General features: G+C 59.4%; 20 protein-coding genes. 9 read left to right on the top strand and 11 right to left on the bottom strand.

Annotated elements, in window-relative coordinates:
• Positions 1-58: 58 nt before the first annotated feature.
• The 4 genes from trkA (at position 59) to hflX (ending at position 4,610) form a co-directional block, all read left to right on the top strand.
• The gene (gene trkA / locus ACR0C5_RS01635; protein WP_170774316.1) at positions 59-1,435 is read left to right on the top strand and encodes a Trk system potassium transporter TrkA; all 1,377 of its coding nucleotides are present in this window, start codon (positions 59-61) and stop codon (positions 1,433-1,435) included.
• Positions 1,435-2,973 carry a TrkH family potassium uptake protein gene (locus ACR0C5_RS01630; RefSeq protein WP_480874076.1) on the top strand — a complete coding sequence of 513 codons (1,539 nt, stop codon included), beginning with the start codon at positions 1,435-1,437 and terminating at the stop codon, positions 2,971-2,973. The genes trkA and ACR0C5_RS01630 overlap by 1 nt, the downstream gene beginning before the upstream one ends.
• 126 nt (positions 2,974-3,099) lie before the next feature.
• Positions 3,100-3,339 carry an RNA chaperone Hfq gene (gene hfq, locus ACR0C5_RS01625; protein WP_005982826.1) on the top strand — a complete coding sequence of 80 codons (240 nt, stop codon included), beginning with the start codon at positions 3,100-3,102 and terminating at the stop codon, positions 3,337-3,339.
• Positions 3,339-4,610 (top strand): GTPase HflX, encoded by a 1,272-nt coding sequence (gene hflX, locus ACR0C5_RS01620; RefSeq protein ID WP_480874073.1) that lies wholly within the window; start codon positions 3,339-3,341, stop codon positions 4,608-4,610. The genes hfq and hflX overlap by 1 nt, the downstream gene beginning before the upstream one ends.
• 3 nt (positions 4,611-4,613) lie before the next feature.
• Here hflX and ACR0C5_RS01615 read toward each other — a convergent pair whose 3' ends face one another.
• From ACR0C5_RS01615 to hemB, 4 genes are all read right to left on the bottom strand, one after another.
• Positions 4,614-5,009 (bottom strand): nuclear transport factor 2 family protein, encoded by a 396-nt coding sequence (locus ACR0C5_RS01615; protein WP_170774310.1) that lies wholly within the window; start codon positions 5,007-5,009, stop codon positions 4,614-4,616.
• A 107-nt stretch (positions 5,010-5,116) separates the two neighbouring features.
• Complete coding sequence (locus ACR0C5_RS01610) at positions 5,117-7,579, bottom strand: penicillin acylase family protein (protein WP_480874069.1); 2,463 nt, start codon at positions 7,577-7,579, stop codon at positions 5,117-5,119.
• Between the two features lie 173 nt (positions 7,580-7,752).
• On the bottom strand, positions 7,753-8,325 hold the full coding sequence (locus ACR0C5_RS01605; protein WP_170774306.1) for a lipid-binding SYLF domain-containing protein: 573 nt from the start codon (positions 8,323-8,325) through the stop codon (positions 7,753-7,755).
• Positions 8,326-8,465: 140 nt separating this feature from the next.
• Entirely contained in the window at positions 8,466-9,464 is a 999-nt protein-coding gene (hemB, locus tag ACR0C5_RS01600; protein WP_480874067.1) for a porphobilinogen synthase, read from the bottom strand.
• A 108-nt stretch (positions 9,465-9,572) separates the two neighbouring features.
• Here hemB and ACR0C5_RS01595 point away from each other — a divergent pair, with 108 nt between their 5' ends.
• Both ACR0C5_RS01595 and mfd read left to right on the top strand, forming a co-directional pair.
• A complete protein-coding gene (locus ACR0C5_RS01595) occupies positions 9,573-10,097 on the top strand; it encodes a component of SufBCD complex (protein WP_480874064.1) in 525 nt (174 codons plus the stop codon).
• A 21-nt stretch (positions 10,098-10,118) separates the two neighbouring features.
• On the top strand, positions 10,119-13,577 hold the full coding sequence (mfd, locus tag ACR0C5_RS01590; RefSeq protein WP_480874062.1) for a transcription-repair coupling factor: 3,459 nt from the start codon (positions 10,119-10,121) through the stop codon (positions 13,575-13,577).
• A 137-nt stretch (positions 13,578-13,714) separates the two neighbouring features.
• On the opposite strand, the gene ACR0C5_RS01585 is transcribed toward mfd, so the two are convergent.
• The 4 genes from ACR0C5_RS01585 to ACR0C5_RS01570 all read right to left on the bottom strand — a co-directional run bounded on the left by ACR0C5_RS01585 (position 13,715) and on the right by ACR0C5_RS01570 (position 18,887).
• Positions 13,715-15,373, bottom strand: a complete 1,659-nt coding sequence (locus tag ACR0C5_RS01585) for a hypothetical protein (RefSeq protein ID WP_480874059.1) — start codon at positions 15,371-15,373, stop codon at positions 13,715-13,717.
• 56 nt (positions 15,374-15,429) lie between these two features.
• Positions 15,430-16,638: a multidrug effflux MFS transporter gene (locus tag ACR0C5_RS01580; RefSeq protein WP_170788672.1), complete on the bottom strand. Its 1,209-nt coding sequence runs from the start codon at positions 16,636-16,638 to the stop codon at positions 15,430-15,432.
• Between the two features lie 75 nt (positions 16,639-16,713).
• A complete protein-coding gene (locus ACR0C5_RS01575) occupies positions 16,714-17,373 on the bottom strand; it encodes a DsbA family oxidoreductase (protein WP_480874056.1) in 660 nt (219 codons plus the stop codon).
• Positions 17,370-18,887 (bottom strand): class I adenylate-forming enzyme family protein, encoded by a 1,518-nt coding sequence (locus tag ACR0C5_RS01570; RefSeq protein WP_480874053.1) that lies wholly within the window; start codon positions 18,885-18,887, stop codon positions 17,370-17,372. Before ACR0C5_RS01570 ends, ACR0C5_RS01575 begins: the two co-directional genes overlap by 4 nt.
• A gap of 65 nt (positions 18,888-18,952) precedes the next feature.
• Between ACR0C5_RS01570 and ACR0C5_RS01565 the strand changes: the two genes are divergently transcribed.
• Complete coding sequence (locus ACR0C5_RS01565) at positions 18,953-19,576, top strand: helix-turn-helix domain-containing protein (RefSeq protein ID WP_480874051.1); 624 nt, start codon at positions 18,953-18,955, stop codon at positions 19,574-19,576.
• On the opposite strand, the gene ACR0C5_RS01560 is transcribed toward ACR0C5_RS01565, so the two are convergent.
• Positions 19,565-19,801 (bottom strand): hypothetical protein, encoded by a 237-nt coding sequence (locus ACR0C5_RS01560; RefSeq protein ID WP_480874049.1) that lies wholly within the window; start codon positions 19,799-19,801, stop codon positions 19,565-19,567. The genes ACR0C5_RS01565 and ACR0C5_RS01560 overlap by 12 nt on opposite strands.
• 495 nt (positions 19,802-20,296) lie before the next feature.
• Positions 20,297-22,111: an extracellular solute-binding protein gene (locus ACR0C5_RS01555; protein ID WP_480874046.1), complete on the bottom strand. Its 1,815-nt coding sequence runs from the start codon at positions 22,109-22,111 to the stop codon at positions 20,297-20,299.
• 293 nt (positions 22,112-22,404) lie between these two features.
• On the opposite strand from ACR0C5_RS01555, the gene ACR0C5_RS01550 reads away from it, so the two are divergent.
• A complete protein-coding gene (locus tag ACR0C5_RS01550; RefSeq protein WP_170782485.1) occupies positions 22,405-23,178 on the top strand; it encodes a 3-hydroxybutyrate dehydrogenase in 774 nt (257 codons plus the stop codon).
• Between the two features lie 65 nt (positions 23,179-23,243).
• On the top strand, positions 23,244-24,269 hold the full coding sequence (locus ACR0C5_RS01545) for a patatin-like phospholipase family protein (protein WP_480874043.1): 1,026 nt from the start codon (positions 23,244-23,246) through the stop codon (positions 24,267-24,269).
• Here the strand turns inward: ACR0C5_RS01545 and ACR0C5_RS01540 are convergent, their stop codons facing one another.
• Positions 24,270-24,947 carry a DUF502 domain-containing protein gene (locus tag ACR0C5_RS01540; protein WP_170774285.1) on the bottom strand — a complete coding sequence of 226 codons (678 nt, stop codon included), beginning with the start codon at positions 24,945-24,947 and terminating at the stop codon, positions 24,270-24,272. It abuts the gene before it with no gap.
• Positions 24,948-24,963 lie beyond the last annotated feature (16 nt).

Below are 24,963 nucleotides of genomic sequence, written 5' to 3'. Positions count from 1 at the left end.
GATTGACCGTTTTGGGGCCATCTGTCATTCAATCCTTTCAGGCAGAAGGGCCAGGTATATGAAGGTCATCATTTGCGGGGCCGGTCAGGTTGGCTGGCAGATTGCGCGGCATCTGTCGGGCGAACTGAATGACGTTACAGTGGTTGACAACAACCCGGACCTGGTGCGTCGCGCCACGGAAACACTGGACGTTCAGGGTATTGCCGGCTTTGCCAGCTATCCTGATGTACTTCAGCGCGCGGGCGCCCGTGATGCGGATATGATCATCGCCGCCACCCATTCCGATGAGGTGAACATGGTCACCTGTCAGATGGCGCATTCTGTCTTTTCGATCCAGCGCAAGATTGCCCGATTGCGGTCTAAATCCTATTTACAGGCCATCCATTCCGACCTGTATCGCCGCGATCACTTGCCCATCGACGTGGTCATCAGCCCTGAACGCGAGGTGGCCGCCGCCGCCATGCGCCGCCTTTCGGCCCCTTCGGCCTTTGATACCGAGATGTTCATGGACGGGCAGGCGCAGCTTTTGGGCATCCGCATTGACGAGGATTGCCCGATCGTAAACACGCCCCTACGTCAGTTGACCGATCTGTTCTCGACACTCAGCTCGATCGTGGTTGGGGTGCGGCGCGAGGGGACTCTGTTTGCCCCGGAGTCCGAGGACCAGTTGTTCGTTGGTGACGAATGCTATGTCTTTGCCAACGTAAAAGACGTCGACCGCACGATGGAGGTTTTCGGCAAGGCGCAAAAGAAACAGGACCGCGTGGTCATCGTGGGCGGCGGTAATGTCGGGCTCGAGGTTGCGAGGACGCTTGAGGAACGCGAAAGCCGGGTGCGCGCCAAGATCATCGAACGTGACCGCAGCTGTGCCGAACTGGCCGCCGAAGCGTTGGAGCGCACGATTGTTCTGAACGGCGATGGCTTGGACTCCGCGCTGTTGCGCGAGGCCGGGATCGAGCGTGCCGACGCTATGCTGGCCGTCACTGACGACGACCGCGCCAACTTGCTGGCCGCCGTGCGGGCCAAGGCCGAGGGCTGTGCGCTGGCGATTGCACTGATCAATGATCCCAGCATGGTGGCCTTGATGGGACCTTTGGGCATTGACGCCTATATCAACCCGCGCGCCACCACTGTCAGCTCGATCCTGCGCCATATCCGCCATGGGCGCGTGCGGCAGGTTTATTCCATCGGCGATGCCGAGGCCGAGGTGATTGAGGCCGAGGTTCTGTCGACCTCTCCCATGGCGGGGCAAAGGCTGCGTGACATCGACTTTCCCGAGGGCGTTCTGGTCGGGGCTGTTCGCAAAGGGGATGAGTTGCTGCGCCCCACGGGCAGCCTGCGGATCGAAGAGAAAGACGTGCTGGCGATCTTTGCCATGGCCAAGGACGTGCCCGAGGTCGAGCGCTTGATGCAGGTTTCGATTGATTTCTTCTGATGGAGCGCGCGCGGACACAGCGGATCGGATTGGTGCGGCGCTTGCCGCTGTTTCTGCTGATCTGGGCTATTGCCGCGCTGTCCATGTGGATACCCGCGATTTATGCGCTGGTTCTGGATGATCACGACACCTCGCGCTCGTTCTTCTATTCGGGGTTTCTTGGGCTGTTCATCGTGGCCATCATTGCTTTGGCCTCATCGAACCGTGTACCGCGCAGGGGGACCTTGGGGCAGTTAGCGGTATTGCTGGCCAGTTTCACCGTTTTGCCCCTTTATCTGGCAATCCCCCTGCATGACGCTTTGGGGAATACCACCTTTCTGAACGCCTATTTCGACATGGTCAGCGCGCTGACCACGACCGGCGCCGACCTGTTTCCCGACCCCGATCGTCTGAACGCGCCTCTGCATTTCTGGCGCGCGCAAGTCGGGTGGATGGGCGGCCTGCTGATGTGGATTTCAGCTGCCGCGATCCTGGCCCCTCTGTCGCTAGGCGGGTTCGAGGTTACGGCGCGCGGGCAGCCCGGTCGCCCGGTCTCGGGCGTGGCGCAAAGCGAAAAGGTCGATCCGCGTGGCCGTCTGATCCGAGTCGCGCGGACGCTGACACCGATCTATGCCGGCCTGACCTTGGTGATTTGCCTGCTGCTGTTGATTGCGGGCGAACAAGGGCTGACTGCGATCTGCCACGCCATGTCAACGATGGCGACCTCGGGGATTTCTCCGGTCGGCGGTATGGAGGGTGCGCAGGCCGGGTTCACGGGTGAGGCGATCCTGTTCTTGTTTCTTTTCTTCGCCTTGTCTCGCCTGACCTTTTCGACCGACACGGCAACAACCGGTTATTCACGCTTGGACAAGGATCCCGAATTTCGCATTGGTCTGATGATTGTCGGCACAGTCGCAACGCTTTTGTTCGTCCGGGTTTGGCTGGGGGTCAATGAGATCGGCAACCGGCTAGAACCGATGCAGGCGGTCAATGTGATTTGGGGCATGTTGTTTACAGGCTTGTCCTTTTTGACCACGGCAGGGTTTGAAAGTGCGAACTGGAACGATGCGCAGCAACTGTCGGGTCTTGGCACGCCGGGTCTGATCCTGATGGGCATTGCCCTGATCGGCGGCGGGGTTGCCACGACCGCCGGTGGGGTCAAACTGCTGCGCGTGTTTGCGCTCTATCTGAACGGCGCGCGCGAGATTGACCGGCTGATCTACCCGTCCTCGGTCAGTGGGGTGGGCGGCGGCAACCGACGTATTCAAAGCGATGGAGCATTCATTGCGTGGATCTTCTTGATGATGTTCGCGCTGACCGCCGCGCTGTTCAATATGTTGCTTGCTGCGATGGGGGCGGGGTTCGAACAGGCGATGGTGCTGACGGTCGCGGCGCTCAGCACCACGGGTCCGCTGATCGAACTGGCGACCGATGTGCCCCTGCGCCTGATTGACCTTTCGTCAAGCGCCAAGCTGACCATGTGCGCGGCGATGGTGATTGGCAGATTGGAGACTCTGGCCATTATCGCCTTGATCACGCCCACGCTCTGGCGGGACTGAGAATCAACACTCGTGTTAATGATTGATTTTTCATCTGGAAACTCGGTTAACGACACTCCATACTCCGCCAGAGGGAGCGCGTTGGTCCGCAGCGCGTTGCAAGAACAATGGCGAGTTTATAAAAATATGGCTTCGGACAGACAGAATCTGCAGGACGCGTTCCTGAACAATGTACGTAAGGCAAAGGTCCCGGTCACAATTTTCCTGATCAACGGTGTGAAATTGCAAGGTGTGATCACGTGGTTTGATAACTTTTGCGTGTTGTTGCGCCGCGACGGACAGTCGCAGCTGGTTTATAAGCATGCGATCTCGACCATCATGCCATCACAGCCGATCAACCTGTATGAGGGCGAAGACGCCTCTTGATGGAACATGACAGGACGCGCACCCGTGCCTGGGTGCTGCATCCGGAAATCAAGTCAGATGAACAGCGCCGTGTCCCCGAACCGGCGCTGGAAGAAGCGGTTGCTTTGGCCGCCGCGTTGCCCGACCTCGACGTGGTCGGCTCTGAAATCGTGCGCCTTCCGCGGGCGCAAGCCGGGTTGCTGTTTGGCAGTGGCAAGATCGAAGAACTTGCCGATCGGCTACACGACAATGAAATCGAGCTGGTGCTGATCGACGGCCCGGTGACACCCGTTCAGCAACGAAACCTCGAAAAAGCGTGGAAGGTCAAAATCCTCGACCGGACCGGGCTGATCCTTGAGATTTTCAGCGACCGCGCCCGTACCCGCGAGGGTGTGCTTCAGGTCGAGATGGCCGCGCTCAGCTACCAGCGCACCCGTCTTGTGCGCGCTTGGACCCACCTTGAACGACAGCGCGGCGGATTGGGTTTTGTCGGCGGCCCCGGCGAGACGCAGATCGAAGCCGACCGGCGCGCCATTGACGAACAACTTGTTCGCTTGCGGCGGCAGTTGCAGAAGGTGGTCAAGACCCGCACCCTGCACCGTGCGGCCCGTGCCAAGGTGCCGTATCCGATTGTGGCGTTAGTGGGTTATACCAACGCGGGCAAGTCCACTCTGTTCAACCGTCTGACCGGGGCCGAGGTGATGGCCAAGGACATGTTGTTCGCCACGCTTGACCCGACCATGCGCCGGGTAGAGCTGCCCGACGGCCCCGAGGTGATCCTGTCAGACACGGTGGGCTTTATCTCGAACCTGCCGACCGAGCTGGTGGCGGCTTTCCGCGCCACGCTCGAGGAAGTGTTGGGCGCGGATATCGTCGTGCATGTGCGCGACATCAGCCATGAAGAGACTGACGAACAGGCCCGCGATGTCGAAACGATCCTGACCTCGCTGGGTGTGGATGACGCGCGCCCTCGGCTTGAGGTCTGGAACAAGATCGACCTGTTGACCGCCGAAAATCGCGAAGCCGCCATAGCCCGCGCCGAGCGTGATCCTGCGGTTTTTGCCATCTCGGCGGTGACTGGCGACGGGGTTGACGCGCTGCTGACCGAGATCGCCACCAAGCTGCAAGGCGTCCGTCACGAGATCACCCTGACGCTCAGCTTTGCCGAGGGCGACAAACGCGCGTGGCTGTTCCGTCAGGACGTCGTGCGGTCCGAGGAGCAGACTGAGGATGGCTTTCAGATCACCGTCTTGTGGACGGATAAACAGGCGGCGCAGTTCGCCGCCCTCTAGGTGTTATGCCCCGTCGATCTGCCGCTGGTAATCGTCAGCATCGAACCAGCCTAGCGAGGATTTGACCTTGTTATCCGCGGTCAGTTCCCATTCTTCCCAGCCTCGGGCAACGACGTGGTTGCCGGTCTGTGCATGGTGCCCTTCAAGGGTCCAAACAAAGATGGCGTGGCTCCCCGCCCAACGCAGCATGTCGCAGCGCACTTCAAGATCCGGGAAGTCGGCATAGAACCCGCGTGCCATCTCGGCCACCGCAGCGCGACCGACAATGGGCTCGCCCCGATTGATGATGATTTGCCCGTCGGGTGCATAGAAACTTGCAACGGCGTCCGGGTCGCCTGAACTCCACGCGATTGCATAGTCGCGCGCAAGATTGTTCATCGTATCTCTAATACTGGCCATCAATTCCCCCGGTCTCAAATCGTTTCACCTTGAGATCGTAAGCCAGAACAAGGGTCTGCGTCCACGAAACCTTGTTTTCAGGGCAATGTCTTGCCTAAAACCCGGTGTCAGCGCGGGGTCAGATGGGTCACGCCGACCGCCGCCGCACGCGCCAGATCAAGGTCCAGCGACATTGGGATGTATTCCCCGCGCCGCCACAGCTGCGCCTGATCGTCATAGTAGCGCGACAGGAAATGGCCCGACTGACCTGTGGCCGTGATAAAGACCGAGCTGTCAGGGTCGGCGAAATCATAGACGCCCCGATACCCCGCGCCATGTACGTTCTGGAATGGGTCTGGCCGTTCGCCCGAGGTGCGCCCCCGCAGCAAAGTATTGTCGCCGCCGCTGGTGGATTGACGGATATTTACGAAGAACCGCAGAACCGGAACCGAGCCCAGAACCGGGTGATCATGGGTGGCCTGATGTGCATCGCCCCAACGCAGAGATTCCAGCGCTCCACCGTATTTCTCGGAAATCCAGATCAGCGCATCGTCCAGCGCCAGTCGCGCCATGTCAGTGCAGGTTTCGACCGGTGCGCTTTGACGGACGTCACACCAAACTGCCGCGCCGTCGATGTCGCGGTAGACGCGCTCGATGAACAGCGGCTCGACATGTTTGTATTCCGCGGCTAGCGGGCCCAGCTCGTCCGAGATCAGGCGGATTTGTAGCGCCCGCAACCAGGCGGCATAAATCAGCGGTTCGGGCAGGTGCTCGTTCATCTCGCCGTTCCATTCGGCCAGCAGACCAAGCGCGATCTGGCGCTGGCGTTCGGGCGTGCCTTCGGGTGCAGAGGCACCGGTGAACCACAGGTCCGCACCGATCAGCGGCAGAAGCGAGCGGGCTGTGAAACTGACCGTGTCTAGCTGCGCCTCGATAAAGCTGTCGCGGGTGTGCACTTCGCGCGATTGCATCAAACGCTGCCAGCGGTGAATGCGCTGTGTGTCGCCCCATTCGTATGAAACATGTTCGGGAAAGGGACGGTCGATGATCTTGTTGTTGGTATTGCCCAAAATGCCGCCCGCCGGGGCCACAAATTCGGGGTTGTCGGCATAGGGCAGGCGACCTTGCCAGCGGTTCTCGTTCAGCCAGCCGGGCGTCGGGATACGGCCCCGGCTTTGGTTGCGCAGGGCGCGGCGTGGCATGGCCCCGATCAGTTTCATCCCGATGGTGGTCCGATCGACCAGCGATAGGTTCTGTGACGGAGCGATATAGCCCTCGGCTGCTTCGATCCCTTGCCGCACGCTGTTGGCATTCATCAGGGCCAATGCGGCGGACATGGAGGTGTCCTGCGCACTCAGCGCGGTCCACGACAATGAAGTCACGTGACCGGGTGGAGTGATCGTTTCCAGATCATAGTGGCTGCCGGGCAGCACAGGCCCGTTCTCGGTCCAGCGCAGGGTCAGGGTGATCGGGGCTTCGTCCTTGATCTCGATGATCGAGGGGCGCGCGCGGAAGGCTTTGAACCCGTCCGGTGTTTCGTATTCCTCGGGGTTGTCGGGGTTGAGCCGTTCGATATGCACATCCTGATCGTCCAGATAGGACGAGGTCAGTCCCCATCCCAGCCGATCACTGCGCCCGGCCATGACCGCAGGCACACCAGGGATTGTCGCGCCGATCACGCCGCCTTTGGCCAGCTCCAACCGCGCCAGATACCATACGCCGGGTGCGGTGAAACCCAGATGCGGGTCATTGGCCAACAGCGTGCCGCCAATAGCCGAGCGTGAGGGGGCAGCTGTCCACGCGTTGGACGCGCCTGCAAGGCCGCGCTTGGGGAAAGGTGACAGCGGGCTATCGGGCATCGGCGTGCCTTGGGCATAGCGCGGAAGGCCGGGAAAGAGCGTGGCATATTCCGGCAGAGCCGCGATCCCGGCACCGGGTACATCGGGCAGGATATCGGCCAACCGAGCCGAGTCGTTCAGCATAAGCGAAGTGCGCGCTCGCAGCACCTCGTCCTCAAGGTGGCCGGACAGTTGCAGCGCCATCAGCTTGATGACGGCAAGGCTGTCTCCGGGCTGCCAAGGCGAAACGGGGGCGTTGAACAGAAACATCTCGGGCGCGCCGCGGCCAAGGGCCATTTCGTTGATCTCGTCCAAACGCGCATTCACGCCCGCCGCATAGGCCCGCAAGGCGGCTTTGGTATAGTCGTCCTGTACCTGAAACGAGCGATGCGCCAGACCGTACAGGTCCAATCGGCGCAGCAGCTTGTCGATATTGACCGTGCGTGCACCGAAGACCTCGGACAGGCGACCTTGGGCGGTGCGGCGCATGACGGTCATCTGCCACAAACGATCCTGCGCGTGGGCGTAGCCCAGCCCAAAGAATACATCCGGGTCGGATTGACCCAGAACATGGGGTACATTTGCGGTGTCTCGTACGATTTCGACAGGAGCGGTCACGCCCCGCACGGCAACGGTCTGGTTATACTCGGGCAGGGATTGGCTGGCCAAGAAATAAACCAGAAGCACAGCCCCCAACGTCAACATGACAAGGGCCGAGGTGATACGCACCAACCAGCGAAAAACTATACCCATCTGCGGTCCATAATCCGTTCCGTCAAACCTTGTTCGCAGAGTAAAGGAAGGCTGTACCAACCGAAAGAGGAACGCCACGAAATATGCAGGGTTAACTCTGCTTTAGAAACGCGAAACCTCGCCACAACCGTTGGGCCATGACGGGCACTTAGCGAGGGGGTGGTATTTCAGCTTTACGGAATGATCCGCGTATATTTTGTGCCCTCGACGGTCGCCCCGATTTGCAGACCCGCTTGACCAAACACAGCCGCCAGAACAGGCGAGCGCAGTGTCGTCGTGTCGGTCGAAAGGCTGTCACCCTGATCGCTGACCACGTAGCCGATGTCGGCTCCGGCGGTCCAACCGCTGGCGCGGCGGAAGTCGTTCAGCGCATCTTGTGTCATGAAGAACAGAACATGCGCATACTGCTGGGCGCCGATCTGTAAGCCGGCGGTGCCTTTGACGGCTGAGTAGTAGTCTACTGTTGCCCCGTTGATGCGCAGCGCGCCACGCCCAAAACCGCCGCCGAAGACAAAACCTGCTTCGGTGATCAGTGGCATGACTAGCATACCATTAGCCTTGTTGGCGATCTCAACAGTGTTGGGATAGCTCGCATACATTTCGGTCAACGTCGCATCGACGCGAGCGTCGATCGTTGCCGCATTGGAATTGCCGACGCCATTACCACAGGCGGCGGTCACGGTCAGACCGGCCATGCCAAGCGCAAAGCCACGACGGTTCAGTCGGGGAAGGTTGGAACTGCTCATATGTTTTCTCTGTATAACTGCCTGATTTGCCGGGTGATCCCGATCTTATGTGGAAGACTACGCCGATTGCGGCGTCCTGTCACGGGAAAGCTGCCGCCGCACTCATCACAATCGGCGAAAAACCGCGTCACACTGGAATTTTATCCTTGCAAGAGGCGTGCGACCGTGGGCGCGAAATAGGTCAGGATGCCGTCACAGCCCGCGCGCTTGAAGGCCAGCAGGCTTTCCAGCATCACCTTTTCTCCATCGATCCAACCGTTTTGCGCCGCCGCTTGAACCATCGCGAATTCGCCTGACACCTGATAGGCATAAGTGGGCGCGCCAAAGGCGTCCTTCACACGGCGACAGATATCCAGATAGGGCATCCCGGGTTTGATCATCACCATGTCTGCGCCCTCGGTCAGATCGCGCTCGATCAATCGCAAAGCCTCGTTCGAGTTGGCGGGATCCATTTGATAAGTTTTTTTGTCTCTGGTCAGCGCACCCGATGCGCCCACGGCATCGCGGAACGGCCCGTAAAAAGCGCTGGCATATTTCGCGGCATAACTGAGGATCATCACGTTGTGATGCCCGGCGTTTTCCAAAGCACGGCGCATTTCCCCGATGCGTCCGTCCATCATGTCCGATGGTCCGATGATATCAGCCCCGGCCTCGGCCTGCGCCAGCGTCATTTTGACCAGTGCCTCGACGGTCTGATCGTTCACAATCTCGCCATCCACGACGTATCCGTCGTGACCGTTGATGTTGTAAGGGTCCAGCGCGACGTCCGTCATAACCGCGATATCAGGGGCGGCGGACTTGATGGCACGGATCGCCCGGTTCGACAGATTGTCGGGGTTCCACGCCTCGGCGCAATCTTCGGTTTTCAAGCTTGGGTCGGTATAGGGAAAGATGCAAATCGCCGGAATCCCCAATGCTTGAGCCTCAACAGCGGCTTGTGCGATCATATCGACCGAGCGGCGGACGACACCGGGCATCGAAGGCACGGGTTCTTCCACGCCTTCCCCATCGCGCACAAACACCGGCCAGATCAGATCATCGGTCAACAGGCTGTTCTCGCGCACCAGTCCGCGGATGGCTTCGGACTGGCGGGCCCGGCGAAAGCGCGTCAGGGGATAAGGGGCGATGGTCGGTTTCATGTCGCGCTCTCCTTGAATATTCGTGCATTGGGTGGCATGAATTCGGCGTAGTCTCAAGGGTAACGATCGACGCGGGTCCCTCAGGACAGTGAATTAAAGGGCTGACGCGTGGACTTATTTTCTTCGATTTTCGAAATCATCGATATGCGCAGCTTTTCGAACCTGTGGTATTGGATCGGGCTGGCCGTTTTGTGGTCGACCGCCAGCCATTGGTCGATGGGTGTGCCGTTTGATCTGGTTCAGCGCGCCCGCCGGATCGGGGGGCAGAGCGAGCAGGATCTGCTGGACATCGTCCGGATCAACCGCAATCGGCTGCTTTATATTGTCGAGGTGTCGGGACTTGCGCTGCTGGGGCTAAGTTGTTTTTTCTTCACCGGGCTGGCCATGCTGGGCTTTGTCTATGGCGTGGAATTTGCGCAGGCGGTGTTTTTACTGATATTTCCACTGGTGTTGGTAACGCTCATCAATATCTCGGCCGCGCGCAAGTTGAGCCGGGTTGAACCTGAATTGGCCTTTGTGGCGAAAACCCTCATGCGGTGCAGGATCTATACGCAGATCGTGGGGATGATTTCGATCTTGATTACCTCGCTTTGGGGTATGTATCAGAACTTTTCCATCGGCGTTCTGGGATAGAGAATTCGGAAAGGTTAGGCGATGAAGGCTCCGAACCATGTCACGGTTGGCGGCGCCCCCGAAGGGTTTGACGCACAGCTTGTCCTGAACGAGATCGCCCGGTCCGGCGGGCCGGTGTGTCATGTGGCGCGCGACGACAAACGGCTAGAGGCGATGCGCGCAGCCCTTGCCTTTTTTGCGCCGGATATGCCGGTCTTTGTGTTTCCCGGCTGGGATTGTCTGCCCTATGACCGGGTCTCGCCCAACGCAGATATCGCAGCCGCGCGCGTGGCGACGTTGGCGGCGTTGGTGCATCAGATGCCCGATCGGTTTGTGCTGCTGACCTCGTTGAACGCGGCCACCCAACGGGTGCCCGCGCGCGAGGTTCTGCGCGAGGCGGCCTTTACCGCACGTGTGGACCACCGCGTGGATGAGGCCGCGCTGCGCAACTTCCTTGTCCGCATGGGTTTCACCCAAAGCCCCACGGTAATGGAACCCGGCGACTATGCCATTCGCGGCGGCATCATCGACATCTTCCCTCCGGGCGAAACCGGCCCCGTGCGGCTGGACCTGTTCGGAGACGTTCTGGACGGCGCACGCCGGTTTGATCCCGTCTCGCAGCGCACCACCGAAAAGCTGGACGTAGTAGAATTGGCTCCGGTGTCCGAGGTCATTCTGGACGATGCCGCCATCACGCGCTTCCGCCAGAACTATCGTATCGAGTTCGGCGCGGCGGGCACCGATGACCCTCTGTACGAGGCGGTCAGCGCAGGGCGCAAACATCAGGGCATTGAACACTGGCTGCCCTTCTTTCACGAAAAGCTGGAAACGCTGTTCGATTACCTTCCCGACGCAACGATCACCGTGGATGATCAGGTCACACCCGCGCGTCTGGCGCGGTGGGATACGATTGCTGATCAGTATGAGACCCGGCGTTTGGCGCTGGAAAACCGGTCCCGAATGGATACGGTTTATAAGCCGACCCCGCCTGGATTGCTCTATCTGGATGATGCCGCATGGGAGCAAGCGGTCGGTGATCGTCGGGTGCTGCAATTCAGCCCGCTGCCACAGGCCAGTGGGCCGGGTGTGATCGACGCGGGCGGGCGGATCGGGCGTAACTTTGCGCCTGAGCGGCAGCAGGAAAGCATCAGCCTGTTTGGCGCTCTGGCCGCGCACATCACCGACAAGATGGCCCAAGGCCCGGTGCTGATCGCCTCCTATTCCGAAGGCGCGCGCGAACGTCTGACCGGGTTGATCGAAGACGAAGGCTTGGCCGAGGCGATCCCTGTCTCCGACGGCACCCGCGTCGGCAAACGGGGCCTGCATCTGGCCGTCTGGGCGCTGGAGCATGGGTTTGAAACCCCCGACTTGACCGTTATCGCTGAACAGGACGTGCTGGGCGACCGCCTGATCCGCCAGCCAAAGAAGCGCCGCAAGGCCGAAAATTTCCTGACTGAGACTCAATCCCTGACGCCCGGTGATCTCGTGGTGCATGTGGATCACGGCATCGGCCGCTATCAGGGGATGGAGGTCGTCACCGCCGCTGGTGCTGCCCATGAGTGCTTGCTGCTGGAATACGCCGAACAGTCCAAGCTGTACCTGCCGGTCGAAAACATCGAACTACTGTCGAAATACGGCCATGACGAAGGTCTGCTGGATCGTCTGGGCGGCGGCGCATGGCAGGCCAAAAAGGCCAAGCTGAAAGAGCGCATCCGCGAGATGGCGGACAAGCTAATCCGTATCGCAGCCGAACGCGCATTGCGAAAGGCTCCTGTGATGGATCCGCCGCCTCACGCATGGGAAGAGTTCAGCGCTCGTTTTCCCTATCAAGAGACAGACGACCAACTGCGCGCGATTTCCGAGGTGATGGAAGACATGCATTCCGGCGCGCCGATGGATCGCCTGATCTGTGGCGATGTGGGTTTCGGCAAGACCGAGGTCGCAATGCGCGCCGCCTTTGTCGCCGCCATGTCAGGCGTTCAGGTCGCGGTGATCGCGCCGACAACGCTGCTGGCCCGACAGCACGCGGTCTCGTTTAAAGAACGCTTCCGTGGCTTTCCGCTTGAGGTTCGGCAATTGTCGCGTTTCGTGTCGGCCAAAGAGGCGCAGCAAACCCGCGACTGTCTGGCACGCGGCACGGTGGATATCGTGATCGGCACCCATGCTCTACTGGCCAAAGGCATCCGGTTCAACAATCTGGGCCTGCTGATCATCGACGAGGAACAGCATTTCGGTGTCGGTCACAAGGAACGCTTGAAACAGCTGCGCAGCGACATCCACGTCCTGACCCTGACAGCCACGCCGATCCCGCGGACATTGCAACTCTCCCTCACAGGCGTGCGCGACCTATCGATAATTGGTACACCGCCCATCGACCGCCTAGCCATCCGCACCTATGTCAGCGAGTTCGACGCGGTCACCATCCGCGAGGCCTTGCTGAGAGAACACTATCGCGGTGGGCAGAGTTTCTACGTGGTCCCGCGTATCTCGGACTTGCCTGAGATCGAAGAGTTCCTAAAGGAACAACTGCCGGAACTGACCTATGTGGTCGCCCACGGTCAGATGGCGGCAGGTGAGCTTGATGATCGGATGAACGCCTTCTACGACGGCAAATACGATGTATTGCTGGCCACGACGATTGTGGAAAGCGGGCTTGATATTCCTACCGCGAACACGATGGTCGTACACCGCGCCGACATGTTCGGCCTTGCGCAGCTCTATCAAATTCGGGGTCGGGTGGGGCGCTCAAAAACCCGCGCTTACGCCTACCTGACCACCAAGCCTCGTGCCCGCCTGACAGCGACGGCCGAGAAACGCCTGCGGGTTCTGGGCTCGCTGGACACGCTGGGCGCCGGGTTCACGCTGGCCTCTCAGGACTTGGACATTCGCGGCGCGGGCAATCTGCTGGGCGAAGAACAATCCGGCCAGATGCGCGACGTGGGCTACGAGCTTTATCAGTCGATGCTGGAAGAGGCGATTGCCAAGATCAAAGCGGGCGAGATGGAAGGGCTGTCGGATGCCGATGATCAATGGGCGCCGCAGATCAATCTGGGTGTCCCGGTTCTGATACCCGACGACTACGTACCCGATCTAGACGTGCGTCTGGGCCTTTATCGCCGTTTGTCCTCGCTGTCGACCAAGGTCGAGTTGGAAGGCTTCGCCGCCGAACTGATCGACCGGTTCGGCAAATTGCCGAAAGAGGTAAACACCTTGATGCTGGTCGTTCGCATCAAAGCCATGTGCAAACGCGCAGGTATCGCCAAGCTGGATGGGGGCCCAAAGGGTGCTACCATTCAGTTCCACAACGACAAATTCGCGTCCCCGCAAGGGCTGGTCGAGTTCATCCAAAACCAACGTGGCATGGCTAAGGTCAAAGACAACAAGATTGTGGTGCGGCGGGACTGGAAGAATGACGGTGACAAGATCAAGGGGGCGTTTGCGATTGCCCGTGATCTGGCCGAGAAAGTCATCGCCCAGAAAAAGAAGTCCAAAACCAGTTGAAACCGGTGGAAGGGGGCGCTGCCCCCGTCGCGCGTGTCGCGCGACTCCCCCGGGATATTTAAGGCCAGATGAACAGGGGATCCCAGCTTCATCTGGCTAAAAATATCCCCGCCGGAGGCATCGCGCTTTAGCGCGATTTAGCTTTGCATCGCGGCTTGGGCGCAGAAACACGAGGCTGCGACCGCCCGATCGGCCCGAGCTAGAGCGAGGTCCAGCCGTTGTTTGATCTGTTGGATTTCGAGCGTTTCATTCCGCGCCTTGAGGCAATCATGCAGGCCTTTGAGGCTCCAGACGTTGTCCGGGTGGATCGAGGCGCGGCTGAGCGTTCCGCCCAGACCCAGATCTTCCCGGTATACGGCTTCGGCCTCGGTCACGTGACCTTGTTCGAACAAAAGCGCCCCAAGCGCGTGGCGGGTGGGCTGCATCCAGCCCCATGGCTCGTCGTAAGGCAGCGTATCATCCAGTTCGACCGAACGCCGCAGATGCGCGTATGCCGCAACATAGTTTTCTTTGCGGTATTCGATCTCACCCCGCAGCATTTCACTGGCGATTTCCAGTAGGTCGATGACCCGGTTGTTGTGCAGGCGGCGGGCCTCGGGCACGCGGGCTTTGGCGGCGTGGAACTGGGTTTCTTCCGCTTCGGCTTCGGCAACCTCTCCGGTCGCAGCATGGGCGAGTGCGCGGGCATAGTGGGTTGTGGCCGTGAGCGTTCGGTAGAGGTCGGGGTCATCCGGCAGGTCTAGCGCTTTGGCCTCGGCCCAGCGACCAAAGCGGATCAGGATGTGAGGTTTCATGGACAGATAGGCTTCGAAGAAATCGGCCATCGGAGGGCTTTCGATCCGCAGCATCTCTTCCGGCGTAGTGTCCCACATTGCCTGATTTGCGGCCAGAGCCGGTGCCATCTGACCCAGAAAGAGCGCGCCATATATTGTGAAGTGGTAATTGTGCAGCCGGTAGCCGGTATAGATCGTGAAGGCGCCTTCGCGCTCGAAATACTTCAGGTCCGCGACCGAAGCCTGCTGGTTCCACTGAACGACATTGTGGTAGTGGCCGCACAGAACGTCGATATGGGTGGGCATGTGTACCAGGTGCCCGGCCTCGGGAACCAGTCTGCGCAGCACGTCGCCAGCCTTGAGCGCTTTTTCCGGGGTTGGCGACATTTCCATCAGGTGCACGTAAAGGTGCAGCAGGCCGGGATGAGACATGGCTGCGGGATCGTCGGCCATGGCGTCTTCCAGCGTGGTTTGCGCCTCAAACGTTGCTGCACCTTCGGCGGGTAGGCCTGTCTTCAGGTCCCACATTTTCCAAGGGGTGAGGTTCAATAGCGCTTCGACATAAATGGTGCGCAGGTCCAGATTGCCGGGCTGGGCGGCAAAGGCGTCACGCATGGCTTCAGCAAAGTCATGATCCCAGCTGTGCATGTCGGGAATTGGTTCGCGCTGTGGATAGCGGGCGGGTAGGGCGCTGATCAGCGCTTGTTCGACCGGGTTGCAGATTGAGGCCAGAGCCAGTGCCTGCTGCGCTGCGTCATAGGCTTGCTCGAGCGACTTTTTCTTCCCGCGGTCATCTCGCAAATCCCAGGGAAGGTTATAGTTAGGACCCGCCGCATAAGCGATACCCCAAAAGGCCATGGCACAGTCCGGGTCGGCCTCGGCAGCGCGCTGGAAACAGGCGACGGCCTCGTCATGGTTATAACCGTAGGTCCAGTTCAGCCCCCGATCGAACCAAAGCTGCGCGTCGGGTGAAGTCGTAGTGATCGGGCAGGAATATGGGCCCAGATCGTAATAGTCGCTCATTTCAGTCTCCCCTCGGGTCGAGCGGAGGTTAGCGCGTTTCAATCTGGCTGCACAGATCAGACGAGTAGTCTGTTTTCGATCCGGCCCATATGCAGCATCAGGCCGAAACCCAATGTGCTCATGGTCAGTATACCCGCGCCCAGAGGCAGGATCGAACCGTCAAAGAGCAGACCGATTGGGCCAGCGATCAGCGCGGCCAGAACGGTTGAAACCGAACCGATCACCGAAGCCGCCATGCCCGCGATATGGCCCATCGGTTCCATCGCGATGGCGTTGAGGTTGCCCATGGTCATTCCGGCCATGAAGAACACCGCTGTCTGCCAACTGACGAATAGCGCAAAGGACAGGTTGGCCGACAGGTCGAACGAATTCAGCAGCAGCACGGATGAGGTGAACAGAATCTGACCGCCCAGCCCCCAAGTCACCAACCGCCGCATGCCCAGACGCACAACAAGGGTCGCATTCAGCAAACTGGCCGAGCCCGACATCAGTGCCACAAAGCCGAACCAGAAGGGAAAGCTGTGGGCGCTGTTGTGGATCTCGTCATAGACCTGCTGGACCATGGTCAACATGGTAAACAGCATGCCAAGGCACAGGGTCTGCACCATGATTGACAGGCGCACCGTGGGGTGGCTGAACATCTCGCGGGCGGCATCCAGCATTAGCGGCAAGCGCAAGGGGCGGCGGTTTTCGGGCGTCAGCGACTCGGGCAGACGCAGGCCCATCCATATGATGGTGATCAGCGAAAACAGCATGAAGGAGACAAAGACCGCGCGCCAACCGGCCAAGGCGATCACGCCGGCGCCCATCATGGGCGCAATGGCCGGGACCAAAGTGAAAATCATCATGGCGATGGAGACGATCCGCGCCATCTCGCGCCCGGAATAGAGATCGCGGATTATGGCCATGGCGACCACACGCGGCGCGGCGCTGCCGACACCTTGCAGAACGCGGGCCAGCAGCAGCATTTCCAGCGAAGAACTTGCCCATGCGGCGGCAGCGGCAAGGATATAAAGGGCCGAGCCTACATAGATTACAGGTTTGCGCCCGAAAGCGTCCGACAACGGGCCGGTGAAAAAGGTGCCGATACCCATACCCAGCACAAAGGATGTCAGGATCAGTTGCGCCTTGTTGGTGTCATCGGGGCTAAGCTGTGCGCCGATATCGGGCAGCGCAGGCAATATCGAATCGATGGAAAACGCAATTGTTGCAAACATCATTGCGACAAGTGCGACGAACTCTCCGCGAGACATGCGACTGGCCATGGTGCCCTCCTGACCCGTTCGCGCTATCACGCGCGGTCAGGGGGCGCCAGTCATGCCAATGCACACAGACCTGTGCTAATTTGCAGGGGAGGCCTCAAGTTGAGACATGATGTCCGCGATCACGCGCTCCCACATCTCGGGCGGCTGCGCACCGGGAACGGCGTGCTGGTTGGCCACGATGAAGGTCGGGACCGAGTTCACGCCCATTTGGCGCGAGTGGCTGTCGCGGTTGCTGATATCCGAACGGTCGGCGTCTGACTTCAACAGTTTCAACACTACGGCGGCGTCCATGCCGATGCTGTCTGCAATATCGCCAAGAACCTCATGGTCTCCGATATCGCGCGCCTGGACGAAATAGGCGTCGAACAGGGCGTCCACGGCCTCGGTTTGCTTGCCCTCGATCCCGGCCCAATGGATCAGGCGGTGCGCGTCCAGCGTATTTGGGGTGCGCTTCATGCCTTCGAAGTCGATCTTCAGCCCGGCATTCTCGGCATGTTCGACCACCGGCGCATAGGCCCGCACGGCGCCTTCTTTGCCGCCGAATTTACGCTCCAGATATTCACGACGATCCATGCCGTCATCAGGCATGTCGGGGTTCAGTTGAAACGGGTGCCATTCGATGACGAAGGGGTGGTCGGGGATCGCGGCCAGCGCTTTGTCCAGATGGGTCTTGCCGATATAGCACCACGGGCAAATCGGGTCGGACATGATATCAAGCTTGACGGTCTGGGTCATTGTTGGCTCGCCTTGAAGTAGGCCGGAAGCGCCCGGCGCAGGAGTTTGCCGTTCCCACCGGTCGGCAGTTCGGGCAGATAGATAAAGGCGCGCGGTTGCTTGTAGCGCGCCAGATTTGCTTCCACATAGGTGCGCAGGTCCGCCTCGTCCAGTTCTTCCGGCCCGGTATAGAAAGCGGCGATCAGAAAAGTGTCCTGTTTGACCTCAAGCGCTGCCGCTCCGACCTGCGCGATGCCTGGGTATTGCGACAGCACCGCTTCGACCTCAATCGGTGAGACCCGATAGCCGCCCGCGTTCATCATGTCATCGTCGCGCCCCAGATAAGTGATCTGGCCGTCAACGGCCATCGCCCCCTGATCTCCGGTTAAAAACCAGTCGCCCTGCATTCGCGCCTGCGCCTCGACCGGGGCGTTCAGATAGGTCAGCATCAGGCCGGGGTCCGAACGGTGGATGGCGATGATGCCTGCCTGACCCCGCGGTGCAGGGCCGTCGGGCCCCAGAATCGCAACGCGACGACCGGGTTGCGGTTGTCCCAATGACTCTCCCCGTGCCGGATGGTTAGGGCTGGAGGAGATGAAGGTCGAACATTCGGACATACCGTAAGCTTCGAACAGCTCGGTTCCCGTGGCGCGCATCCAGGCATGGTGCAGCGTAGGCGACAGCTTTTCCCCGGCGCACAATCCATGGCGTAGATCGGGCAGGTGCAGGTTATCAGGGGACGATACGATCTTGCGGAACACCCCCGGAGCGGCGGCAAAGATCGTGGCTTGGTGGTCGCGCAGCAAGCCGGGCAGGGCGGTCAGATCGGTGCCCGGTTCTGGGATCAGCGCCGTGGCACCGATTGTCCAGGGATCCATCAACCCGGTGCCCAGCGTATAGGTCCAGTTGAAGGCACCCGCGTGGCACAACCGGTCATCTTCGCGCAACCCGTACCAGCCATCGACCATCATCTGCCGCGCCCAGATCGCTCGATGGGCATGGGCAACGGCGCGGGGTTTGCCCGAAGTGCCGGAGGTGTAGACGACATAAGCCAAACGCTCGGGGTCGCCCATCTGGACTGTGGCGGGTGCGAGGTCCCGCATCATGGTCAGGTCGGACAAGGAAACTTGAACTGGATGAGGAGCACAAGCCACCGATGGGTCACGCAGCACAGCCGCTGGTTTCAGATCCTGAATGATTTTCGTCGTTTCTGGCTCGGTCAGTTGAGACGAGGTTGGAACGGGGACAATCCCCACCGCAATTGCGCCCAGATACGCAATCGGAAAATCAACCGTGTTTCCCAACCGCATCAACGCGATATCACCCGGGAACAGACCCGCCTGCAGCAAGCCGGCGCCTGTGCCCAGTATGGCGCGTTTCAACGCGGCATAAGTCCAATGTTGCGCGCTCTGCGCACCCAGCACTGACAAAGCGGTCTTTTCCGCAAAATCATCCGCGTGACGCAACACATGCGCAGCCAAATTGAATGGTACGGGGCAAGCTGGTGGCGGGCCTTGATCGAAGACAGACAACATGGACCTTGGCTAACGTGACGTCTGACGCGTTGCAAGCAGGACGGGCTGGCCCTATAGAAAAACGCATGAGCACCCAAGAGCAGACATCGCTGATCCGCATCGCGCGGGAATCCGGAGACCATACCGAGCTTGAGCCGTTGGATCTGGGCGCCCGTGTCCGCGAATTGCGCAAAGCGCGCAACTGGACGCTGGAACAGGCGGCCACGCAGGCAGGACTGGCGCGTTCGACGCTTAGCAAGATTGAAAACGGTCAGATGTCGCCCACCTATGACGCGCTGAAGAAGTTGGCGGTTGGGCTTGAGATCTCGGTGCCGCAGTTGTTCACGCCCCCGCAACGCGAACAGGTGATCGGGCGGATGTCTGTCACCAGGATGGGTCAGGGTGCGGCACATGCGACCGCGACTTACGAACATGAGTTGCTGGCGGAAACACTGACCAAGAAACAGATGCTGCCCTACCGTGCGCGCGTACGGGCCCGCTCGATGGACGAGTTCGAGGGCTGGGTACGCCATGATGGTGAAGAGTTTCTGTATGTCCTGACCGGCGTCGTGCGGCTGTATACGGAATTCTATGAACCGGTTGAGATGCGTCGCGGTGATAGCGCCTATTACGACGGCAGCATGGGCCACAACGTCGTGTCTGTCAGCGAAGAGGATGCAACGATCCTGTGGGTAACGTCACTTACGTAACGTGCTGCTGAATTCGCGGTTCAGACCTTCTGTGAACAGAAAATCCTCTAGCTCTTCATGGGCTTCGTTTACGGTCAATTGGTGTCGCTCAGCCAGGTAGGCTTCGAACCCTTTGCGATCCTTGCCCAGCTTTCGCTTATCCTGATCGCGCAGGTTCGGAAACCGCCGTTTGGCGCGTGCGTACATCGCATCCCAGTCTTGCGTCAGGTCAGTCCAGTTCAGCATGTGCAAGCTTTCCGGTTTCCAGGTTTCAAGGCTGCCCGGCCTGTATTCAGGTTACGAAGCCCCTGCGCGGCCCCGTGCATGACAAAATGTCGCACCTTGCGCTTGCGTGTTTTCGGAATGGAAATGCCCGTTGCAGCCGCACCGCAACGGGCTGTCGGACCTAAGGTTGGAGTGAGTGGAGGCAGGTCCGTTTCTCAGAAGCGCTGCGGGGTACGAAATTGGCTAAAGTTCAAGAATAAAAGCAAAAATCTTATCACACAGAGCGAAGTATAGGCCGAAGGCTAGCGGCAAAGATGTATTCGGTAAAGCTCTTTTTGAGACTGCGCCGATTTTGGACGAAAATTCGCGGACCCGCAGATTTTGTGGTAGTGAAAACAGTGACTACTCTATGTCGTCAGAAAACCGAATGTGCCAATTTTCGCCGAAAGGCTGCGACGGGCGAGATCAGACCTTGGCTCGGAGGGCGGAATGGGGCGCGAAAGCGCCCCATTTGGGCTATTCTTCGAACCACCAGACCTGCGGCATGTATTCCGGCCCGTCCCCGTAAATCGGCAGAGTGTCGGGGAATTTTAGCTCTTTCGCGTGGGCGATGCGGCCAACGTCGAAATTCCAGATCGGGATGACATAGCGCCCGGCGGTCAGAACCCGGTCCAAGGCGCGGGTGGCGGCCACGAAATCCTCGCGGCTTTCCGAGGCAAGCATGGCGTCGATCATCCCATCTACCGCAGGCGAGGCAACGCCCATCAGGTTACGCGTCCCCGGCGTGTCGGCGTTCTCGCTGCCCCAATAGAGCCGCTGTTCGTTGCCCGGAGACAGTGACAGTGCCCGGCGGAAGAAGGTCATGTCGAAGTCCAGCTCGGAAGTGCGACCCGTATATTGGGCGCTGTCGACCATCTCGGTCGTGACCTGAATACCCAGACGCTCCAGCGCGCGACTGTAAATCTCGATCGCCGTTTCGCTTTCGGTGTCACCCTGTTGCAGAAGGACGGTGAGGGTAAAGGCATCGCCAGTTGCATTGCGCAGCACGCCGTCCTGAATGGTCCAACCAGCCTCGGCCAGCAGAGCGGTCGCTTTGCGGATATTGGACCGGTTACGCGCTGATCCGTCACTTTCGGGTAGGCTGTAACCCTCAAGCACGCCAGGCGGCAACGTGTCTGCAAAGGGTTGCAGCAATTCAGCGACTCGGCCCGATGCTTCGCCTGATTGCATGGCAAGATCCGAGCCCGAGAAATACGAGGTAATCCGGGGCTGTGCGCCGCCCGTGATCGTGTCGTTGATGAATTCGAAGTTGAAGGCAAGGGTCAACGCCTCGCGCACACGCCAATCATCGAACGGGGCCTTGCGGGTATTCATGACAAAGCCCGTCATTCCCGAAGGTTTGCCATGCGGGATTTCAGTTTTGATCACGTCGCCACGCTGGATCGAGGGGAAGGTGTATTGCGTGTCCCACTTGTCGGCGTTGAATTCGCGCACGGCGGTCAGAGCACCGGCCTTGAAGGCCTCGAACAGGACCGTGCCGTCTCCGTAGAATTCGATCCGCATCTCATCCAAGTTCATGGTTCCGCGTCGGAACGGGATGTCCGCGCCCCAATAGTCCGGGTTCCGGCGCAGGGTGACATAGCGGCCGGCCTCATAGTCATCGATCACATAGGGGCCGGTGCCGACGGGGATGTCATGCAGGGTGGCGTCTGCGAAATCCTTGCCCTCCCACTGTGCCTTATGAAGGATCGGGCGCAGACCGGCGATGAGCGCCAGCTCTCGGTCGGGGTCGTTAAAGGTGATCCGAACCGAGCGCGGGCCAGTCTGTTCGATACTGTCGATCTTGCCCCACAATCCGCGATATCGCAGGTGGCCTTCGGTGCCCAAAATCTCGTACGACCAGATCACATCTTCGACAGTCACCGGAGTTCCGTCTGAAAATTGGGCGTTTTCGCGCAGGGTGAATTCGACCCAAGAACGGTCTGGTGCTGTTTCAACCGATTCGGCCAACAACCCGTATAACGAGAATGGCTCATCCCAGGATCGCCCCATGAGGCTTTCATGGGTCCAAAATCGCAATTGCCAGGGTGGGGTGCCTTTTTGCACAAACGGGTTCAAACTGTTATAGCCGCCGGTATTTCCAAAAACGACTTTGCCGCCTTTTGGCGCGTCGGGATTCACGTAAGGCAATGACACAAAATCCGGTGGTAGCGCGGGCGCGCCATACATAGCTATGCCATGAGCCGATTCTGCGTTAGCGATAGCACTGCTCAAAAGCAGGGTGATTCCCGTGATCACAGGGCGAATGGGGCGGAGAATATTGGGGCGCATTTTGGAAACAATCCTGCTCTGGCCTTATTTTGTTGGGATTCATCGTACCGATGATTTTTCTTATTTTCAAACTTTTAGCTTGGACGGAGGCGTGGAATTGCTTATAAAGGGTGCACTGCTCGATAGGTTTCTTGCCTGTATGAAACCTGCCTCAATAACTTAACGCCCGCTTCGTGCGGGCGTTTTTTTTGTGCAGATTTTTGGCGCTGTTTCGTGCTTTTGTCATTCGCCGTTTTCTTTGCAGGTGCAGCATGGCACTGTGGCTGAAATTCGGTTTTTGAGGGAGAGCGACCATGAGCCTTTCGGGCAAGACGGCAATTATCACAGGGTCAAATTCAGGTATTGGATTGGGTATCGCACGCGAGTTGGCGAAGGCCGGGGCGGATGTGGTGTTGAACTCGTTCACCGACCGCGACGAGGATCACGCGCTGGCTGCCGAGATCTCGGATCAGACGGGAACAAACGCGCGCTATGTCAAGGCCGATATGTCTAAAGGCGACGAGTGCCGGGCGCTGATCGAGACCGTGGGCGTATGCGATATTCTGGTCAACAATGCGGGTATTCAGCATGTGGCGCCGATTGATCAGTTCCCAGTCGACAAATGGGATGCGATCATTGCGATCAACATGAACTCGGCTTTTCACACTACGGCCGCCGCTTTGCCGATGATGCGCAAGGCCGGGTGGGGGCGTGTGGTCAACATCGCCTCTGCCCATGGTTTGACGGCGTCGCCCTACAAGGCGGCCTATATCGCAGCCAAGCACGGTGTAGTGGGTATGACCAAGTCCGTGGCGCTGGAGACGGCGCAGGAACCGATTACCTGCAATGCCATTTGTCCGGGCTACGTGTTGACCCCGCTGGTCGAGGCGCAAATTCCCAATACGATGAAGGAATATGACATGAGCCGCGATGACGTGATCAAGAATGTGATGCTGGAGCGGCAACCGTCGAAAGAGTTTGCCACGGTTGAGCAGTTGGGAGGCACAACGGTGTTTTTGTGCTCGGACGCTGCAGCGCAAATCACCGGCACGACGATTTCCGTGGATGGCGGTTGGACGGCGTTGTGAGACTGCGTGGGGGCTCGGCCCCCACACCCCCGAGGTATTTTTGAACAGAAGAAGGGGTGAGCGTTGTGAAGAGGATCAATCTGGCCCTGCAGGGCGGTGGTGCACATGGGGCGTTTACCTGGGGTGTGCTGGATCGGATTTTGGACGAAGAGGATATCGAGGTCGCTGCGATCACTGGGACTTCGGCCGGGGCTTTGAATGGTGCCGCGTACAAGTCAGGTATGGTTCGGGATGGGCGCGATGGTGCGCGGGCCAACCTGAACGGGCTTTGGGCGCGTATGGGGGCCGTGGGCGACGTGCGGTTGGCCAATTGGATGCAGGCCGTTGAGCCTGCTCAGGTCGCGCAGGCGATGGAGTATTCCCTGCCGTTTTCTGTGGGGGATACGTGGTCGCGGTTGGTGTCGCCTTATGCATACGGGCCGTTCTACAAGAACCCGTTGGAGTCGGTGATTGATCGCTTCAACTTTGATGAGGTCTGTGCGGATCTGGGACCAGCCCTGTTTGTGTGTGCGACCTGTGTGCGCAGTGGCAAGATCCGAGTGTTTACGGGGGACGAGATTTCGACCGATGCGATTTTGGCTTCGGCCTGTTTGCCGACCTTGTTTCAGGCGGTGGAGATTTTCGATCCAAAAACGGGGCGGACTGAGGCCTATTGGGACGGTGGGTATACCGGCAATCCGGCGCTTTACCCTTTGTTTGACAAAGGTTTGCCCGATGATGTTGTGATCGTGAATATCAACCCGCTGGAGCGTGACGAGGTGCCGAAGACCCCGCAGCAAATCCAGAATCGGGTGAATGAGATCAGTTTCAACTCGTCCCTGTTTCGGGAGTTGCGGGCGATCAGTTTCGTACAGCGTCTGTTGGCCGAGGGCAAGTTGCAGGCGGGTGAGATGAGCCGCGTGTTGGTGCATATGATCGCGGATGATGAGCTGATGAATGATCTTTCCGTGGCGACCAAGACGGTGCCGAACCCGGTCATCCTACATAAGCTGAAAGAGGCTGGGCGTCGGGCTGCTAGTCGGTTTCTGACCGATCACAAGGCGGATTTGGGCCAGCAAAGCACTGTCAACCTGCCGGAGATGTTCGGCTGATTACTCGGGCGGCTGGGTCGGGTCTTTTTCGTTTGGGTAGACCAGGCCGGCTGAAATGACCAGTTTGGCGGCGTCCTCAATGGACATGTCCAGAAGGATCACGTCCTCTTCAGGGAAAAACAGCAAGAAACCGGAGGTCGGGTTCGGTGTTGTGGGCACGAAGACGCTGAGCAGTGCACCGCCGGTTTCGGCACGGTCGCTGACCTCGCCCCGCGCGGTGGTCGAGACAAAGCCGATAGCCCAGATACCACGGCGGGGATATTGGATGAGACAGGCTTTTTCAAACGACCGTTCGGTTTGCGCGAAAACCGTTTCCGAGATCTGTTTGATCCCGGAATAGACCGACCGAACCACTGGCATCCGATTCACGACGCTTTCGCCGAAATGGATCAGCGACCGGCCCAGAATGCCTTTGGCGATCCAGCCGACGATCACCGTGAAGATCAGGAATATCACCACGCCGACGCCGCGCAGATTGATTCCTACATACTGTTCCGGGTGAAATTGCTGCGGCACAAGCGGCAGGACGGCGCTGTCGATCCAGCCAACCACGGACCAGATCAGCCAGACGGTTAGCCAGACCGGCGCAATGACAACGATGCCCGTCAGAAATGACGCGCGCAGCCGGGAAAACAGGCCCGGTCCGCGGTGAGGTTCTTCGTCAAAGGGCGTGTTCATTGTGGTCCTGAGTGAT

It is taken from the genome of Ruegeria sp. N8 (assembly GCF_056531325.1).
Note: the sequence above shows the minus strand (reverse complement) of the source record. Positions and strands in the feature narration are given on the sequence as shown.

Coding starts and splice junctions, on each gene's coding strand:
- ACR0C5_RS01615 (WP_170774310.1), bottom strand. CDS start 5,009: ATGGCCAGTATTAGAGATACGATGAACAATCTTGCGCGCGACTATGCA.
- hfq (WP_005982826.1), top strand. CDS start 3,100: ATGGCTTCGGACAGACAGAATCTGCAGGACGCGTTCCTGAACAATGTA.
- trkA (WP_170774316.1), top strand. CDS start 59: ATGAAGGTCATCATTTGCGGGGCCGGTCAGGTTGGCTGGCAGATTGCG.
- ACR0C5_RS01570 (WP_480874053.1), bottom strand. CDS start 18,887: ATGTTGTCTGTCTTCGATCAAGGCCCGCCACCAGCTTGCCCCGTACCA.
- ACR0C5_RS01565 (WP_480874051.1), top strand. CDS start 18,953: ATGAGCACCCAAGAGCAGACATCGCTGATCCGCATCGCGCGGGAATCC.
- ACR0C5_RS01630 (WP_480874076.1), top strand. CDS start 1,435: ATGGAGCGCGCGCGGACACAGCGGATCGGATTGGTGCGGCGCTTGCCG.
- hemB (WP_480874067.1), bottom strand. CDS start 9,464: ATGAAACCGACCATCGCCCCTTATCCCCTGACGCGCTTTCGCCGGGCC.
- ACR0C5_RS01540 (WP_170774285.1), bottom strand. CDS start 24,947: ATGAACACGCCCTTTGACGAAGAACCTCACCGCGGACCGGGCCTGTTT.
- ACR0C5_RS01555 (WP_480874046.1), bottom strand. CDS start 22,111: ATGCGCCCCAATATTCTCCGCCCCATTCGCCCTGTGATCACGGGAATC.
- ACR0C5_RS01585 (WP_480874059.1), bottom strand. CDS start 15,373: ATGAGCGACTATTACGATCTGGGCCCATATTCCTGCCCGATCACTACG.
- ACR0C5_RS01575 (WP_480874056.1), bottom strand. CDS start 17,373: ATGACCCAGACCGTCAAGCTTGATATCATGTCCGACCCGATTTGCCCG.
- ACR0C5_RS01580 (WP_170788672.1), bottom strand. CDS start 16,638: ATGGCCAGTCGCATGTCTCGCGGAGAGTTCGTCGCACTTGTCGCAATG.
- ACR0C5_RS01610 (WP_480874069.1), bottom strand. CDS start 7,579: ATGGGTATAGTTTTTCGCTGGTTGGTGCGTATCACCTCGGCCCTTGTC.
- ACR0C5_RS01560 (WP_480874049.1), bottom strand. CDS start 19,801: ATGCTGAACTGGACTGACCTGACGCAAGACTGGGATGCGATGTACGCA.
- hflX (WP_480874073.1), top strand. CDS start 3,339: ATGGAACATGACAGGACGCGCACCCGTGCCTGGGTGCTGCATCCGGAA.
- ACR0C5_RS01605 (WP_170774306.1), bottom strand. CDS start 8,325: ATGAGCAGTTCCAACCTTCCCCGACTGAACCGTCGTGGCTTTGCGCTT.
- ACR0C5_RS01550 (WP_170782485.1), top strand. CDS start 22,405: ATGAGCCTTTCGGGCAAGACGGCAATTATCACAGGGTCAAATTCAGGT.
- mfd (WP_480874062.1), top strand. CDS start 10,119: ATGAAGGCTCCGAACCATGTCACGGTTGGCGGCGCCCCCGAAGGGTTT.